11 protein-coding genes, 1 tRNA gene and 3 rRNA genes are annotated in these 16175 nt (G+C 47.1%); 10 read left to right on the top strand and 5 right to left on the bottom strand.

The annotated features are described in order from the left end of the window. Positions 1-120 precede the first annotated feature (120 nt). Together ACUZ8J_RS20125 and ACUZ8J_RS20120 are read right to left on the bottom strand one after the other, a co-directional pair. Positions 121-777, bottom strand: coding sequence for a DUF3306 domain-containing protein (locus tag ACUZ8J_RS20125; protein ID WP_374920171.1), 657 nt, complete (start codon positions 775-777; stop codon positions 121-123). Next, the gene (locus ACUZ8J_RS20120; protein ID WP_089068732.1) at positions 777-1241 is read right to left on the bottom strand and encodes a DUF3305 domain-containing protein; all 465 of its coding nucleotides are present in this window, start codon (positions 1239-1241) and stop codon (positions 777-779) included. Before ACUZ8J_RS20120 ends, ACUZ8J_RS20125 begins: the two co-directional genes overlap by 1 nt. Positions 1242-1538: 297 nt before the next feature. On the opposite strand from ACUZ8J_RS20120, the gene ACUZ8J_RS20115 reads away from it, so the two are divergent. The 9 genes from ACUZ8J_RS20115 (at position 1539) to csm6 (ending at position 12599) form a co-directional block, all read left to right on the top strand. After that, positions 1539-2435 carry a formate dehydrogenase accessory sulfurtransferase FdhD gene (locus ACUZ8J_RS20115; RefSeq protein ID WP_446694767.1) on the top strand — a complete coding sequence of 299 codons (897 nt, stop codon included), beginning with the start codon at positions 1539-1541 and terminating at the stop codon, positions 2433-2435. A 56-nt stretch (positions 2436-2491) separates the two neighbouring features. Continuing rightward, positions 2492-3397, top strand: a complete 906-nt coding sequence (locus tag ACUZ8J_RS20110) for a substrate-binding domain-containing protein (RefSeq protein ID WP_446694766.1) — start codon at positions 2492-2494, stop codon at positions 3395-3397. 709 nt (positions 3398-4106) lie between these two features. Further along, positions 4107-5648 (top strand): 16S ribosomal RNA (locus ACUZ8J_RS20105). A 357-nt stretch (positions 5649-6005) separates the two neighbouring features. Next, positions 6006-8899, top strand: a 23S ribosomal RNA gene (locus tag ACUZ8J_RS20100). Positions 8900-9120: 221 nt separating this feature from the next. Then, positions 9121-9236 (top strand): 5S ribosomal RNA (gene rrf / locus ACUZ8J_RS20095). Together the 16S, 23S and 5S rRNA genes with 1 tRNA gene alongside form the textbook arrangement of a ribosomal RNA operon. A gap of 36 nt (positions 9237-9272) precedes the next feature. Beyond that, a tRNA-Asp gene (locus ACUZ8J_RS20090) sits at positions 9273-9349 on the top strand. Between the two features lie 790 nt (positions 9350-10139). Further along, positions 10140-10463 carry a hypothetical protein gene (locus tag ACUZ8J_RS20085; RefSeq protein ID WP_446694765.1) on the top strand — a complete coding sequence of 108 codons (324 nt, stop codon included), beginning with the start codon at positions 10140-10142 and terminating at the stop codon, positions 10461-10463. A 363-nt stretch (positions 10464-10826) separates the two neighbouring features. Further along, positions 10827-11543 carry a hypothetical protein gene (locus ACUZ8J_RS20080; protein ID WP_446694764.1) on the top strand — a complete coding sequence of 239 codons (717 nt, stop codon included), beginning with the start codon at positions 10827-10829 and terminating at the stop codon, positions 11541-11543. A 24-nt stretch (positions 11544-11567) separates the two neighbouring features. After that, the gene (csm6, locus tag ACUZ8J_RS20075) at positions 11568-12599 is read left to right on the top strand and encodes a CRISPR-associated ring nuclease Csm6 (protein ID WP_446694763.1); all 1032 of its coding nucleotides are present in this window, start codon (positions 11568-11570) and stop codon (positions 12597-12599) included. 38 nt (positions 12600-12637) lie between these two features. Here csm6 and ACUZ8J_RS20070 read toward each other — a convergent pair whose 3' ends face one another. The 3 genes from ACUZ8J_RS20070 to ACUZ8J_RS20060 form a co-directional block, all read right to left on the bottom strand. Continuing rightward, positions 12638-13678 carry an IS481-like element ISShes15 family transposase gene (locus ACUZ8J_RS20070; RefSeq protein ID WP_011625997.1) on the bottom strand — a complete coding sequence of 347 codons (1041 nt, stop codon included), beginning with the start codon at positions 13676-13678 and terminating at the stop codon, positions 12638-12640. Positions 13679-13743: 65 nt separating this feature from the next. After that, complete coding sequence (locus ACUZ8J_RS20065; protein ID WP_446694762.1) at positions 13744-14703, bottom strand: hypothetical protein; 960 nt, start codon at positions 14701-14703, stop codon at positions 13744-13746. Further along, positions 14703-15317, bottom strand: a complete 615-nt coding sequence (locus ACUZ8J_RS20060; protein WP_446694761.1) for a hypothetical protein — start codon at positions 15315-15317, stop codon at positions 14703-14705. Before ACUZ8J_RS20060 ends, ACUZ8J_RS20065 begins: the two co-directional genes overlap by 1 nt. 689 nt (positions 15318-16006) lie before the next feature. Here ACUZ8J_RS20060 and ACUZ8J_RS20055 point away from each other — a divergent pair. After that, positions 16007-16075, top strand: a complete 69-nt coding sequence (locus tag ACUZ8J_RS20055; protein WP_446694967.1) for a hypothetical protein — start codon at positions 16007-16009, stop codon at positions 16073-16075. Positions 16076-16175: the final 100 nt, after the last annotated feature.

Genomic DNA, 16175 nt, shown 5'->3' with positions numbered 1-16175 from the left:
AGAGTTAGGCGGTAATTTGAGACTAAGTCATTGCCTTTTCTGCTTTTATCTAAGTTTTTATCCCTTAGTGCAGCAATTCACATACCAAAGTTATGGACATAAAAATTAGCTAAACTGACATTAAACAACTGGCTTTTGCATCTGAGCGGTAGGCTCTGGTGCATTTTGGGGTAGGTCATCAGTCTCCCCATCCAAATTGTCCGTGATCTGAGTGTTTGCTAATTCGGTTTCGACATCACTGTTTTTTGATTCCATTGCATTTTCTGTATTCACCACCGCATCGCTAGGGATTGAGGCCAGATCTTCGTCTGACTCTTCATTCTCTTTGGTGATAAAACGGAATACTTTTTGGGCTAACTCAGCGGATACTTCAGGCGTCAGCTTTGGCTGATTACTGTAGTCGAGCGCATATTCCAACAGACCATCTATCTCATTGAAATGAGGCTGTTTCCACAAGGCTCGTAGCGCTGCTGTTTTGGCCGCGGGGTCAACATTGGCTCCCATAAACTTAGCAAAGCTGCCGCCAATCTCAATTTCTTCGGGATTGGGCAGTTCCTCCGCGGTGAGGAGACGGTTGGGATCCTCCTCGGTTTTTGGGAGGGCATCTTGAGGTTCAGAAGTCGTCGCGGCAGGCTCTGCCGTGGTGTCAGGCTTTACTTCTGCAAGATTTTCGGCCGTAGTTTGGGCTGCAAGTGCGGCTTCTTCGGCTGCGACTTGCTCACGGCGCTGGCTCCAACGGCTAAAAAAGCCGTTAGCCTTTGGGGTTGAGTCAGTCATTAGTCCCTCCGCAATGGGTCGCGGCTAGGGCCTTGGTTTTTACGGTGGTCGACATGCTTGCGACGATAAGCGGCGATTTCAACTTCGCCGTATTGGGTGATAAAGGCTTCAATCCAGCAGGCTATGGCCTCGGGCATCAGCATGTTGATAACGGGAGTATTGCCTTCAAGGCAGCCTGCCGCCACGTTTTGATCCGCCGAGAGTAGCGCGGGGACCCAAGTGCCATCTGCCATTTCATCGCAGACCAAATACAGCATGGCGTTGTCCATGTCGAGGTTGATGCGATAACTGGCGCGTTCATCTTTGTGCAGTTCGAGCAGCACTAAGGTCGCGCCTTCGGGGGCGTCGTGGGTGGCGGGCAGCAGATGATCGATTTCCCATTGTACCGAGGTCCAACGGCCCATTTGTTTCTCTACTTTTTTGAGCGAAACGTACATTGGCCAAACACTAGTAGTATGTTGCATTGTCTCTCCGTTTCAGCCGAGAGGGGACGAACCTGAGCTAACGGTTCTCTTTCCCCTACTGATTGCGATAAAAGGTCACTGCAATATTAATGCCATTAAACAGGGGGTATTTGTTTGAGGTGGATCATCAAAATAAGGGTGAATTTAGGACATTTTGTCTAGTTGGACATTTTGTCTGGGACATTTACGCCCAGTGAAATATTCAGAATTGCGACGGATCACGCATTTAGCCCAGAGTTTCATACCTAGGTATAAATATTGCTATGCTGATGCCATCACACGTAACGCGGTAACATTATGATTTCTGATAATAGTTCTAATATTGCTCAGCAAGCACAGCCCAATGACCCACTATCGCCAGCGAAGCCTGCCTTCACATTTGTGAAAACACAGGCAGAAGTACCGTTAACGATCGCAGTCAAAGCCGTTGATGAGTCGGGCGAGGTGATTGATAAGCATGTTGCCTGTGAGAGACCCTTAACGGTTTACCTGAACTGGCGCCCGATTGTGACTTTGATGACCTTAGGGGCAAAACCCGAGTCGCTGGCGTTAGGCTATCTTAAAAATCAGGGCTTTATTTCAGATGTCAGCCAGTTAGACTCTGTAATTGTCGACTGGGATGTGAACTCTGCCGCCGTATTAACCCGTGAACAAACTGCTGATATCGAGCAAAAATTATCGGAAAAAACCGTGACTTCAGGCTGTGGTCAAGGAACTGTATATGGCAGTTTTATGCAGGATTTAGATGATATCCAGCTCCCCACGCCAAACCTTAAGCAAAGTACACTCTACAGTTTGCTTAAAAATATCAATGAATATAATGACACTTATAAGAATGCCGGCGCCGTTCATGGCTGCGGTGTCTGCGAGAACGACCAGATCCTTGCCTTTGTGGAAGATGTGGGACGCCACAATGCCGTGGATACCTTAGCGGGTGATATGTGGTTGGCACAGGATCGGGGCGATAACAAAATTTTCTACACTACGGGACGACTCACCTCGGAGATGGTGATTAAGGTCGCCAAAATGGGGATCCCCGTATTGCTGTCGCGCAGTGGCGTGACACAAATGGGTTTAGAACTGGCTCAACAGCTGGGCATCACTATTATTGCCCGAGCGAAAGGGCGCCACTTTTTGATCTATCACGGTAGTGAAAATCTCGAATTTGATGTGAATACCCCGTCAGGCAACTAATGCCGCGATAAATGGTATTGCTTGAACTCAGAGAGACAGGACGACAAGGACATAAGATGACATCCGCCAGTGAATTGATTTACATGAGCGCGAAGCAGGTTGCTGAGTATTTAGATCTGAACGAGAAGAAGGTCTACGCCATGGCGAATGACCGAATTCTGCCAGCAACGAAAATCACCGGTAAATGGCTATTCCCTAAGGTGCTAATTGATCGCTGGGTGATGGACTCCTGCCACAGCGGCATGTTAACCGATCGACTCTTGATCACTGGCAGTGATGATCCCCTGCTATCTATGTTAGTGGCGCGTTTGATGGCGCAGGTTGGTAGTCGTGAGCTGATCAGCTACAGCGCAACAGGCTCGCGCCTCGGGTTAGAGCTTTTAGCAAAGGGATATGCTGATGTTTGTACTCTGCACTGGGGCAGCATGGAGGATAGAAATATCCGCCATCCAGCCTTACTCAAAGGTTATCAGAACCATCAGCAATGGATCATGGTCCATGGCTATTCTCGCCAGCAAGGCTTGATCATGCGAACCGATATGCACCACAGATGCCAAGAAGAGGATAAGGTACTCACCTTACCCTGGCGCTGGGTCAGTCGCCAAGGTGGCGCAGGGAGCCAACAACATTTAGAACAATGGCTATCAAAGCAAGGGGCACGTTTAGATCAACTCAATGTGGTGCTAACAGCCTACAGCGAGCGTGAACTTGCAGGATATATAGCACGGGGTGATGCCGACATTGGTTTTGGGTGCCAATCCGTAGCCTTGGAAAGTGGTTTAAGCTTCGTGCCACTCGTCAAAGAGTCCTTCGACTTTGTTATGCCACAAAGCATCTACTTCCGCAGACAACTGCAACAACTCTTTACTATGTTAAGCAGCGGGCATACACGCCAAATGGCGGCGTTGTTAGGTGGGTACGATCTTACCGATTGCGGCCAGTTATTGTGGAGTGCTAACTAACGCCACAAGTGAGCCGCGTTGCACGGCCTTATACTTTTATGTAGCTATATAAGTATAAGGTCGCGACTTCCTCTATTTACCGTTCCTATCCTCATTGCCGAATTTCATCTTTATTCCTTCTTTAATATTGCAACTTGCGTCTGTATTGAGTGATAAATCGTTTCACTTAGGGGATTTTTGATGGCATGTGATGGTGAAAAATACCGCGATTGTGGATAACTCTGGGAATAACTCGTGGGTAGCTTGTGCCTAGTTTGGGTGTAAAAAGCGATTTGAAAAATAATGCAAAAAACTTCCAAAAAGCCCTTGCACAAAAAGTTCTGCTGCCTATAATGCGCATCCACTGACACGGCAGACAGCGAAAGCAAGCGCGGTGTGAGTCAGAATCGAATGCAAAATGTGCAGTTGATTCGAAAGCGCCAAGAAGTTTGCAAAAACGCCTTGACGCGACAAGGGAAATGCGTAGAATACGCAGCCCTGACCCGCTGAGCGGTAGCGCGAAGTGAATGGTCAAATGCTCTTTAACAATCTAAACAAGAAATCTGTGTGGACACTCACAGGTGTTGAGTTAATCGAAATTACTCTGCCGTTTGGCGAGTAATCAAAATTTACATCAATGAATGAGTGTTCATAGCAATATGTACAACGACTTATTAAGTTAAGTCGATTCAGAATTCATTGAGCCGAATCTTCGGATTCACAAAACTTTTAATTGAAGAGTTTGATCATGGCTCAGATTGAACGCTGGCGGCAGGCCTAACACATGCAAGTCGAGCGGCAGCACAAGGGAGTTTACTCCTGAGGTGGCGAGCGGCGGACGGGTGAGTATGCCTAGGGATCTGCCCAGTCGAGGGGGATAACAGTTGGAAACGACTGCTAATACCGCATACGCCCTACGGGGGAAAGAGGGGGACTTTCGGGCCTCTCGCGATTGGATGAACCTAGGTGGGATTAGCTAGTTGGTGAGGTAATGGCTCACCAAGGCGACGATCCCTAGCTGTTCTGAGAGGATGATCAGCCACACTGGGACTGAGACACGGCCCAGACTCCTACGGGAGGCAGCAGTGGGGAATATTGCACAATGGGGGAAACCCTGATGCAGCCATGCCGCGTGTGTGAAGAAGGCCTTCGGGTTGTAAAGCACTTTCAGTAGGGAGGAAAGGTTGTAAGTTAATACCTTGCAGCTGTGACGTTACCTACAGAAGAAGGACCGGCTAACTCCGTGCCAGCAGCCGCGGTAATACGGAGGGTCCAAGCGTTAATCGGAATTACTGGGCGTAAAGCGTGCGCAGGCGGTTTGTTAAGCGAGATGTGAAAGCCCCGGGCTCAACCTGGGAATTGCATTTCGAACTGGCAAACTAGAGTCTTGTAGAGGGGGGTAGAATTCCAGGTGTAGCGGTGAAATGCGTAGAGATCTGGAGGAATACCGGTGGCGAAGGCGGCCCCCTGGACAAAGACTGACGCTCAGGCACGAAAGCGTGGGGAGCAAACAGGATTAGATACCCTGGTAGTCCACGCCGTAAACGATGTCTACTCGGAGTTTGGTGTCTTGAACACTGGGCTCTCAAGCTAACGCATTAAGTAGACCGCCTGGGGAGTACGGCCGCAAGGTTAAAACTCAAATGAATTGACGGGGGCCCGCACAAGCGGTGGAGCATGTGGTTTAATTCGATGCAACGCGAAGAACCTTACCTACTCTTGACATCCAGAGAATTCGCTAGAGATAGCTTAGTGCCTTCGGGAACTCTGAGACAGGTGCTGCATGGCTGTCGTCAGCTCGTGTTGTGAAATGTTGGGTTAAGTCCCGCAACGAGCGCAACCCCTATCCTTATTTGCCAGCGCGTAATGGCGGGAACTCTAGGGAGACTGCCGGTGATAAACCGGAGGAAGGTGGGGACGACGTCAAGTCATCATGGCCCTTACGAGTAGGGCTACACACGTGCTACAATGGCGAGTACAGAGGGTTGCAAAGCCGCGAGGTGGAGCTAATCTCACAAAGCTCGTCGTAGTCCGGATTGGAGTCTGCAACTCGACTCCATGAAGTCGGAATCGCTAGTAATCGTGGATCAGAATGCCACGGTGAATACGTTCCCGGGCCTTGTACACACCGCCCGTCACACCATGGGAGTGGGCTGCAAAAGAAGTGGGTAGCTTAACCTTCGGGAGGGCGCTCACCACTTTGTGGTTCATGACTGGGGTGAAGTCGTAACAAGGTAGCCCTAGGGGAACCTGGGGCTGGATCACCTCCTTACCTATACGACTAACTCGATGTTTGGTTGGTAAGAAACTGCTCCATGCGTTTCTTACACACGGCACATCCATGTGCCTGAGTGTTCACACAGATGGCTTGTTGAACTTCTCGAAAGAGGAGGGAGAGCGAAATGTGCCGCGAGCCGGTAAGCATTGTTCTTTAACAATTTGGAAAGCTGATAGTAATTAATACAATGATGTCTGTCGTTGTGTTAATACGAAAAAAATTGAGTTCTTAAAACACTTTTTAAGTGTCTTGAATATTCAAGTCTAAGGCGAGTCCATCTTCTTGGTCGAAGATGAGACAAGTAAAACCAGCTGGTCGCAACAATTCAAGTGAAACTCATTTGGGTTGTATGGTTAAGCGACTAAGCGTATACGGTGGATGCCTTGGCAGTCAGAGGCGATGAAGGACGTAGTAACTTGCGAAAAGCGTTGGCGAGCTAGTAACAAGCATTTGAGCTAACGATGTCCGAATGGGGGAACCCAGCAGCATAAGCTGTTATCACTGCATGAATACATAGTGTAGTGAGGCAAACGAGGGGAACTGAAACATCTAAGTACCCTTAGGAAAAGAAATCAACCGAGATTCCCCTAGTAGCGGCGAGCGAACGGGGATTAGCCCTTAAGTCAGAGGGGTGTTAGTGGAATGGTCTGGAAAGTCCAGCGGCACAGGGTGATAGCCCCGTACACGAAAACTAACCTTTGATGAAAACGAGTAAGGCGGGACACGTGATATCCTGTTTGAATATGGGGGGACCATCCTCCAAGGCTAAATACTCCTGACTGACCGATAGTGAACCAGTACCGTGAGGGAAAGGCGAAAAGAACCCCTGTGAGGGGAGTGAAATAGAACCTGAAACCGTATACGTACAAGCAGTGGGAGCGGTACTTGAGACCGTGACTGCGTACCTTTTGTATAATGGGTCAGCGACTTACGTTTTGTAGCGAGGTTAAGCGAATAGCGGAGCCGTAGGGAAACCGAGTGTTAACTGCGCGTTTAGTTGCAAGGCGTAGACCCGAAACCCGGTGATCTAGCCATGGGCAGGTTGAAGGTTGAGTAACATCAACTGGAGGACCGAACCGACTAATGTTGAAAAATTAGCGGATGACTTGTGGCTGGGGGTGAAAGGCCAATCAAACCGGGAGATATCTGGTTCTCCTCGAAAGCTATTTAGGTAGCGCCTCGGACGAACACCTTTGGGGGTAGAGCACTGTTAAGGCTAGGGGGTCATCCCGACTTACCAACCCTTTGCAAACTCCGAATACCAAAGAGTGCTATCCGGGAGACAGACGGCGGGTGCTAACGTCCGTCGTCAAAAGGGAAACAACCCAGACCGTCAGCTAAGGTCCCAAAGTGTATGTTAAGTGGGAAACGATGTGGGAAGGCTTAGACAGCTAGGATGTTGGCTTAGAAGCAGCCATCATTTAAAGAAAGCGTAATAGCTCACTAGTCGAGTCGGCCTGCGCGGAAGATGTAACGGGGCTAAACATACCACCGAAGCTACGGGTGCAATCCATTAGGGTTGCGCGGTAGAGGAGCGTTCTGTAAGCCGTTGAAGGTGAAGGGGTAACCCACGCTGGAGGTATCAGAAGTGCGAATGCTGACATGAGTAACGATAAAGGGGGTGAAAAACCCCCTCGCCGAAAGACCAAGGGTTCCTGTCCAACGTTAATCGGGGCAGGGTGAGTCGACCCCTAAGGCGAGGCCGAAAGGCGTAGTCGATGGGAAACAGATTAATATTTCTGTACTTCCGCTAACTGCGATGGAGAGACGGAGAAGGCTAGGCTAGCGCGGCGTTGGTAGTCCGCGTTTAAGGTGGTAGGTGGAATGCTTAGGCAAATCCGGGCGTTCTTAACACTGAGAGCTGATGACGAGTCCCCAAGGGGATGAAGTAGTTGATGCCATGCTTCCAGGAAAATCTTCTAAGCTTCAGGTTAGCGGGAATCGTACCCCAAACCGACACAGGTGGTCGGGTAGAGAATACCAAGGCGCTTGAGAGAACTCGGCTGAAGGAACTAGGCAAAATGGTACCGTAACTTCGGGAGAAGGTACGCTGCTGTTGGTGATGGGACTTGCTCCCTAAGCTGACGGCAGTCGCAGATACCAGGTGGCTGCAACTGTTTATCAAAAACACAGCACTGTGCAAACTCGCAAGAGGAAGTATACGGTGTGACGCCTGCCCGGTGCCGGAAGGTTAATTGATTGGGTTATCGCAAGAGAAGCTCATGATCGAAGCCCCGGTAAACGGCGGCCGTAACTATAACGGTCCTAAGGTAGCGAAATTCCTTGTCGGGTAAGTTCCGACCTGCACGAATGGCGTAATGATGGCCACGCTGTCTCCAGCCGAGACTCAGTGAAGTTGAAATTGCGGTGAAGATGCCGTATACCCGCGGCTAGACGGAAAGACCCCGTGAACCTTTACTATAGCTTGGCACTGAACATTGACCCTACATGTGTAGGATAGGTGGGAGACTTTGAAGCGGGAACGCTAGTTCTCGTGGAGTCGTCCTTGAAATACCACCCTTGTAGTGTTGATGTTCTAACTTGGGCCCCTAATCGGGGTTAAGGACAGTGCCTGGTGGGTAGTTTGACTGGGGCGGTCTCCTCCCAAAGAGTAACGGAGGAGCACGAAGGTTGGCTAAGTACGGTCGGACATCGTACGGTTAGTGCAATGGCATAAGCCAGCTTAACTGCGAGACAGACACGTCGAGCAGGTACGAAAGTAGGTCATAGTGATCCGGTGGTTCTGAATGGAAGGGCCATCGCTCAACGGATAAAAGGTACTCCGGGGATAACAGGCTGATACCGCCCAAGAGTTCATATCGACGGCGGTGTTTGGCACCTCGATGTCGGCTCATCACATCCTGGGGCTGAAGTCGGTCCCAAGGGTATGGCTGTTCGCCATTTAAAGTGGTACGCGAGCTGGGTTCAGAACGTCGTGAGACAGTTCGGTCCCTATCTGCCGTGGGCGTTGGATGATTGAGGGGAGTTGCTCCTAGTACGAGAGGACCGGAGTGAACGAACCGCTGGTGTTCGGGTTGTCATGCCAATGGCATTGCCCGGTAGCTATGTTCGGAATCGATAACCGCTGAAAGCATCTAAGCGGGAAGCGAGCCCCAAGATGAGTCATCCCTTGGACTTTAAGTCCACTAAAGAGCCGTTCGAGACTAGGACGTTGATAGGTCAGGTGTGTAAGCGTTGTGAGGCGTTGAGCTAACTGATACTAATGACTCGAGAGGCTTAACCATACAACCCAGATGGGTTTTACTCAGTAATCCTTAGACGAATACAAACACTTAAGAAGTGGTACTCAATCCAGCTTTCTAAATTAACAAATAAAGGTTAATTACGCAGGTAATTGTACGGCAGACAAAGCCGTGACAAGCGAAGGGCGGAGTGTACAGTAGTACATGAGCACTGGAGTGAGGAAACAATGCCGTCAGACGTAGAATTAACCAGTAAGAATTTGCTTGGTGACAATAGCATTGTGGTCCCACCTGATCCCATCCCGAACTCAGAAGTGAAACGCAATCGCGCCGATGGTAGTGTGGGGTCTCCCCATGTGAGAGTAGGTCATCGCCAAGCGCCTAATTTAGCTTAATGTGCAAACGTTAAGTTAAAGGAGCGGTAGTTCAGTTGGTTAGAATACCGGCCTGTCACGCCGGGGGTCGCGGGTTCGAGTCCCGTCCGCTCCGCCAACATTCATGAAGCCCAAGCTTATTAATAGCTTGGGCTTTTTGATTTTTACGCTTTCTACTTACTCATATCGCGGTTTGTGACCGTGACCAATCCGTGACCATTCGGTGACCCGCCCCCAGTTTTGGCCGAGTGTCATACCAATCGTATTAAATATCTGTTCATTCAGCGGGAGTTAAACGCGCTTTAGACAAGGCGAAGGCTTGAAGGCATAGTGGCGCTCTGTCGAAAGCCTTAAACGTAGTATAAAGCACGTTCAACCCCGCCCTTCGGGAGCCTCACAGGCATCTCACTCCTGTGTTACATTGACTTAAAAGGGAATAACCATTTCTTCGTCAATGCGCCTTGGATTGAAATGCCTGTGAGGCTCTGGACTGATTAGATATTTAATGTGATTGGTATGAGACGTGAACACGATATTTTGAGCGGCTTAGCATCAAACATGGTTTATCGCGACACCAGTAGAAGCATTGCTCTGTATCCTTAATCGGTAAAATGAGTAATGAGCAAGGTATGTGCGGTTTATGTTTGGATCAGGGGGTTGTTTTTAGCTTAGTTACCGAGAGTTTCGATGCTATTGAGAAGGTAGACCGGGAGTTGCCGTATTACTGATACGAGTTTTGTGATGATTGGGATGTCATTGTTGAACGATTCAAGAAGCAAGCTGACTCTGCTCTGGACAATCGGGTGTTGTGGGCTAGGCTGTTTGTTACTTGGATAACGAGCCGGTATTTTTACTCGCTGATAATCTAGCCCCCCACTATGTATACGCCTCGGGTTCTCGTAATTGGCGTGGGCGATCTTGGTTGTTACATTGGCGCAAGTCTGGTTAAGCAAAATCACACCGAAGTGGATGGGCTTTTGGTCAGCCGTAAGTCAAGCCTGCTGAGTACCATCGACTATGCCAACAACCTTTTGGTTAACTCTGACGGGCTGCAGAATAATGGTGAAGCGACATTTGATGAACATGGACTTAATGATGCAAAAGAACTCATCAAAGAATCGGACTTGGTGTTGTTGGTTGGTGCCCTTGGCGGTAGTTCAGGTGCGCCGCTGATTGCCGGGATAAATACCCCAAATGCTTACGGGTGTCTTGATTCACTTTTCTGTACCTGAAGATTTTTCACTGCGATTAATGCACGAATTTTTGGATGCGCTGCACCACGCTCGCCCCAAACTTCAGCTGGATCTGAGCAGCGTTACTGTCACGACGAAAGATGTCATAAGCGTTCTACTGATAGCTTCGTCCGCTCCGCCAGCGTCTTACTAAGCACCACAGTACTAGATACCCATTTCATTGAGGAATGAAATGTCAATGTTACCGACACGGCATTAACCCAAATGCTTCTTAACGGCTTCTAAGCCCTTCCTAGTTAAAGTAGTGTTACGGTGCTCAATCACTGCCTCTATGGACTAGTTTCACGTAATGATTCATAGTAAGTCATTATAATTTAGTAGGTTACATAAGGATTTTTTAATATGGCAAGACATCAAAATGCAACTCGGGCAATTTTGGTTTTGGAAGCACCTTGGGAAATCGACTCCGAAGACTCTAATCGCACCAGTGTGCTGCCGTTTGTGGATGGTGTAGCGAAATTAGCAGGTGACACAGAAGTGTATCTGGCAAATTTTTATGATAAAAGCAGCTTCGGTAAAGCGCTCGACTGTCTTTGTAAAACAAAATTCCTGAATACCATTGTTTACATCGCTGCTCATGGCTATAAGGATAAAGTTCAAGGAATAAAACTATTAGATGCGCTCAGCGCTGTAGCCAGTAAATCGAGAGCATACAATATAACTGGGGTTTTGTTGGGGTCTTGTTACGTTGGAGAAAACGTGACCGCTATGCAAGCATGCATCGAGGATTCCAACCTCAGGTGGTGCGTTGGTTACTCATCTACCTCCTATTGGTTGTCCGGCACAATGATTGATACAGCTATTCTCGCGAAAATGTCCCAGCTGGATAATGATGATTTTAAAAGTCGGGATTTAATAGTTGAGCATTTTGCTGAGGCACTGAGCCCGTTTTCACTTACATTCCCAATAGGCGAGGATTACGAAAGATCTCAAGTCCAACTACAGGACTCAATCAAGTTTGTAGTACAGCCATCAGGGCAGGGAAAGCAATCCAAGGATGTTTCAGCAGATGTCTTCCGGGAGTACAAGAATTTTCAGCTGATTGAAGATGATGCCTAGAAGACCTGTAAAACACGGAACGTTATGAAAAACATCCTCTTAGCAACAATAGGGGCCAGTCCTCAGGTTCTTACAGAAACCCTGTATGCCATCCACCAGAGCGGCAAGCCGTTCCCGGAGGAGGTGTTTGTCATCACTACGCTTTCAGCTAAGCCGTTGCTGATGAATGGTCTGTTTCGCGATGGTCATTTACAGGCACTAAAAGACGAATATCAGCTTCCCGATTTTCGTTTCGATGAGTCCCATATCTGGTTGATTGAAGATGATGACGGTAATCAGGTTGATGATGCTAAAACCGTTGACGACCAAAGCCTTATGGCAGACTTCATTACCAAGACACTCTTCAGGTTAACCAGTGATCCCAACATTGCGCTTCATACATCACTCGCGGGTGGGCGCAAGACCATGGCATTTTACACTGGCTATGCCATGTCGCTCCTTGGTCGGCATCAAGACACGTTAAGCCATGTGTTTGTCGATGATGACTTTGAGTTTGTGCGTGATTTTTGGTTTCCTACAAAGTCAACCAAATGGGTCACGGGTAAGAATGGACAAGGCGAGATAGATGTCAGTAAAGCCCAAGTTACTTTGGCGGAAATTCCGTTTGTTAGAATGCGACACTCCATTGACCCTAGCCTGCTGGCTTCGATGGAAAACCTATCATTCAGCCAAACTGTAGCCTTGTTGAATGCCGGACAAAGCCAAACTTTGTCAATAAAAGTCAATCTTAAAGCCAAAAGCATAGAAACCTTGGGCGTCGAGATTAAGCTCACCGCAAAGGAATTGGCTTTCTACCTGTGGCTTTACCAAAAGGGTGAGTCAGGGCTGCTGGTAGACCGCTACTTTGATGATGACCCCTCCCACAGCCAAGCTTTTTTAACCCAGTTCTCGACTTTGTCCCAAGACCCTCGAGTGTTCGAGAGCTTCGGCATTACTCCTGAGGATTTTAAAGCCCATGAACTGCAAAAGCTCAAAGGGATGGAGAGGGCATTTTTGCAACCTATATGTAGCACGATCAATAGCAAGTTAAAGAGAGCTGTACTAGCTCAGACCTGATCTGACAGTTACCCATTTTTTAGGGTGCTACTGTCAGCTTAGATTTGAGCTAAATTCTTTTCAGCCCAAAACCGTTTCCCATCTATTAATGTGGCCAGTGGTGTTCTGCCGCAGCACATTTTACCTTGATGGGTTCGTTCATTGTTGTAATAAGCCAGCCATTCGTCCAGATCTTTTTGTAGTTCCTCCATGTTAGCGTACAGTTTTTTTCGGAAAGTAACCTGATAAAACTCATTCAAAATAGTTTTATGGAACCGTTCGCAGATCCCATTCGTTTGCGGGTGTCGCGCCTTCGTCTTAGTGTGTTCTATATCGTTAATTGCTAAATACAGCTGATAGTCGTGCTGTTCCACTTTGCCACAGTATTCGGTTCCTCTGTCAGTTAAAATGCGCAACATGGGCAGCGCCTGTGTTTCAAAGAACGGTAATACTCTGTCGTTGAGTAAATCGGCCGAGGTGATTGGGGTTTTCGTGGTATACAGTTTCGCGAAAGCAACTTTGCTGTAAGTATCGACAAAGGTTTGCTGATAAATCCTGCCTACGCCCTTAAGACTACCAACGTAAAAGGTATCTTGTGAGCCGAGATAACCTGGATGATGCGTTTCAATTTCACCACATGCTTCATCGTCTTGCTGCTTACGCTCAAGGGCGGCAACTTGTTCATCCGAAAGGATTATCCCTTCTAGCTCGACTTTGGCTTCGAGGGCTTTTAATCGCTTTTTGAAGTTCTCTAAGCCATGCCGTAACCAAATGGAGCGCACGCCACTGGCGGAGACAAATATCCCTTGTTTTCGAAGCTCGTTACTAGAGCGAGACTGCCCATGGGCAGGAAATGCGATAGCATGTGTTAAGACGGCATTTTCAGTTACATCATCAACACGATTCTTGAGGTTAGGTGTTCTTCTGGACTGATTAATCAACGACTCAACACCGCCGTTTTCAACCAGCTCTTGATAGCGATAGAAAGTATCACGGGAAAGCCCCATGACTTTACAAGCTCTAGACACGTTTCCCAATTCTTCAGCGAGATTGAGTAAACCAGCTTTGTGTTTAATGATGGGATTGTTAGTATGAAGCATGAGAGTTACCTTTTTGCTTTGATTAAGTTTCGACACCTTTATCAAAACGGGTAACTCTCATCTTTTCAAGATGATGTGTCAGATCTAGTCTGAACTAATACAGATAACTGCATAATGCCGAGTTTTTCGGTCAGACACTTATGCTGTATAGCCCGTACAGCTCTTGAGGATGGGGAAGGAGTTGTTTTTAGTTTATTCGTTAAGGGATTATCTTCAATACGAAATGTTCGACCGGCTGTTACCGATATTGCCTCATCTCGTTCTTGAGCGGTCGTCGGTTTTGTGGATGCAACACATAGTTCTTTAACCTCAAGGCCTGCGTCTTCAAATGCATCAACGGGATTAAGTTCGATGAAGGTGTCAGGGTCTGAAATAGGAGGTATTCTAATTCTTCTTCGTCGTCTTTTGCTCCCTGATACTGCTTCTCTAAGCACTAGCTCCAAGTAGCCAAGGCCGTATTCTTGCGGGGCAGGATATTTTTCCTTTCGTAGTTCTTTAAGTTTTGACACCAGTAGTTCAACTGATGATGCGTCATCCAATTCTGGCAGTATATCTAATAGTTTTCGATGCTTGGGGTCCATTGCTACCAGACGTAGCTCGCGTAATGCATTTTCATTTCCTGAGGTTGCGAGTTGCTGGCTATGGGTATAGCGGATGAAACAACAGATAAGAACAATCGATTGGTATGCCGTGTATTTCGTTCTCCATTGTGGTGTGGCATTGGGGGGTAACACTGCACAAATGGTGGCAGCAAATGGGTATGATGTAAGATGCTTATTTTTCTTTAAAATTCCAAATATTTCAGTGTTACTGACAGAGCCTGAAGGCATTTTTGTTATCAGAATTTTTACTAGTCTATCTATTAGTTCGAATTGTTCCCAATAGCCTGCTGGAAATGCTTGAATACTATAGGCTAGTTGCATTAACAGCGTTTGCTTGAGCTCTGGATTTAAATGCTCTGGCGCAAAATATTGGCTTAAAAATTCCTTTAATTTTTTGCTGGTGTTGCGTGCAGGAGGAGTCATTATTTGGGCTCCCATGGCTTCGTTAATTCGGCGAGAATATCGACATAGTCAGATGTTGGGCATTTAGGAAACTGGCGCTGGCGCTGCTGAACCAGAGTGCCTCTCAAGATAGATAACAAATCACAAAATAGCTGGTCAGGTAGTGTATTCTTCCCAAAGAGTTCTCGTGAAAACTGCTCTGGCAGGCCTTGACGCCAGTCATCAATAAAGGCGGAAACATATTTAGAATTGATGGATAGACTGAGCAGTTGCAATAGTGATAGCCATGCTTTTTTCTCGACGCTTTCAGGCGTCAATTGATCTTGAGTATTTGTTTCTAAAACCAGAAGAGTACCTTCTGGTGGGCGACCATTTTCCCAAAAAAGTGCTGCCCAGATAGGACTATAAAACTGAAATGTTCTGGTATGGTGGTTTGCTTTATTGATGCTGGCTTTCGAATCTTTGAGCTCCAAACAATATATTGTTTGGGAGGCAAATTCAGACCTGATAATTGCAGGTAAGGCATGCAGATTACATAACCCAGGTAATGATTGAATTACATCGAAAGCTTTTTTCGCTGCTGGATGTAAGTTCACCTGATGCTTCTTTTGGAGCTTTAAAATTATTTTGGCCATCAGAATTCCATTTCCTGTGATTGCGTCCTTCCTTTAATATAGGGCTCACTTTTTAACCTCCCAAGTGTGTTCAAAAGTTGATCAGTAAAAAGATCGATTTTTGTGATCGTGATCGGTTTTTCCATAATCGCATTTATGAACAAGCTCATGAAATTGTTAAAGGATTGAGCTGAAAATGATTTTCAGCATTCCTAGCTCTGCAAGCTGGTTTAAATCCTTAATCATGGCGTGCGTTGTATGCTACTTCTTTATTCATTAATTATCTCGATAACAAGCATGGGGGGGGCATCACTGATTTTTGAATCGTTAGTGTAAGCATTTGGATAATGTGGCAGCTAAAGCACGTAAGCAAGGTTTGGTTTGCAAGTCTATGCTGTTATTTGCGATTAATTTCTCTCCCATGATGAGCGCCCTGTGAGCTATAAAACGGTAGTGCATTTCCCCTGTCTGACAAACTGTACGAAAGAGCAGACTAAAGCTTATATGTGGCCGCATTAAGCTATTGGTGTTCGCTATTACAAGATAAGCGTAAGTTTGATTGATTTAGCGAGCGAAAAACATAGCCAATTAGACTTGTTCAATCCGCCAACAGCAAAGCCAGCGCTAATCCTTACACCCGATCACATTAACCAATGCTATGGCAGTGATACCCTGTTTTTGCGACTAAAGGCATAGAGCAAAAATGGGCAATGCGGAGAGGCTTATTGACACCTAAATACACAATTAGTTGGCGAAGTGTAGTGTGTATTAAGAGCTAACTAGCTTATGCCCCAAAATAGTTTAAAGTTAAAAATTCATTAGCAATTTACCACCAAGAATTTTTTTACTGAAATTTATTCTGTATTTAGAAGATTTTAA

The organism is Shewanella sp. Koi 1 (assembly GCF_052907445.1).
This window is presented reverse-complemented; position numbering and strand designations above follow the sequence as displayed.

Bases quoted from the DNA above. Each gene is read 5' to 3' on its own strand.
- ACUZ8J_RS20080 (WP_446694764.1), top strand. From the start codon at position 10,827: ATGGCAAGACATCAAAATGCAACTCGGGCAATTTTGGTTTTGGAAGCA.
- ACUZ8J_RS20060 (WP_446694761.1), bottom strand. From the start codon at position 15,317: ATGGCCAAAATAATTTTAAAGCTCCAAAAGAAGCATCAGGTGAACTTA.
- ACUZ8J_RS20110 (WP_446694766.1), top strand. From the start codon at position 2,492: ATGACATCCGCCAGTGAATTGATTTACATGAGCGCGAAGCAGGTTGCT.
- ACUZ8J_RS20120 (WP_089068732.1), bottom strand. From the start codon at position 1,241: ATGCAACATACTACTAGTGTTTGGCCAATGTACGTTTCGCTCAAAAAA.
- ACUZ8J_RS20115 (WP_446694767.1), top strand. From the start codon at position 1,539: ATGATTTCTGATAATAGTTCTAATATTGCTCAGCAAGCACAGCCCAAT.
- ACUZ8J_RS20065 (WP_446694762.1), bottom strand. From the start codon at position 14,703: ATGACTCCTCCTGCACGCAACACCAGCAAAAAATTAAAGGAATTTTTA.
- ACUZ8J_RS20070 (WP_011625997.1), bottom strand. From the start codon at position 13,678: ATGCTTCATACTAACAATCCCATCATTAAACACAAAGCTGGTTTACTC.
- csm6 (WP_446694763.1), top strand. From the start codon at position 11,568: ATGAAAAACATCCTCTTAGCAACAATAGGGGCCAGTCCTCAGGTTCTT.
- ACUZ8J_RS20125 (WP_374920171.1), bottom strand. From the start codon at position 777: ATGACTGACTCAACCCCAAAGGCTAACGGCTTTTTTAGCCGTTGGAGC.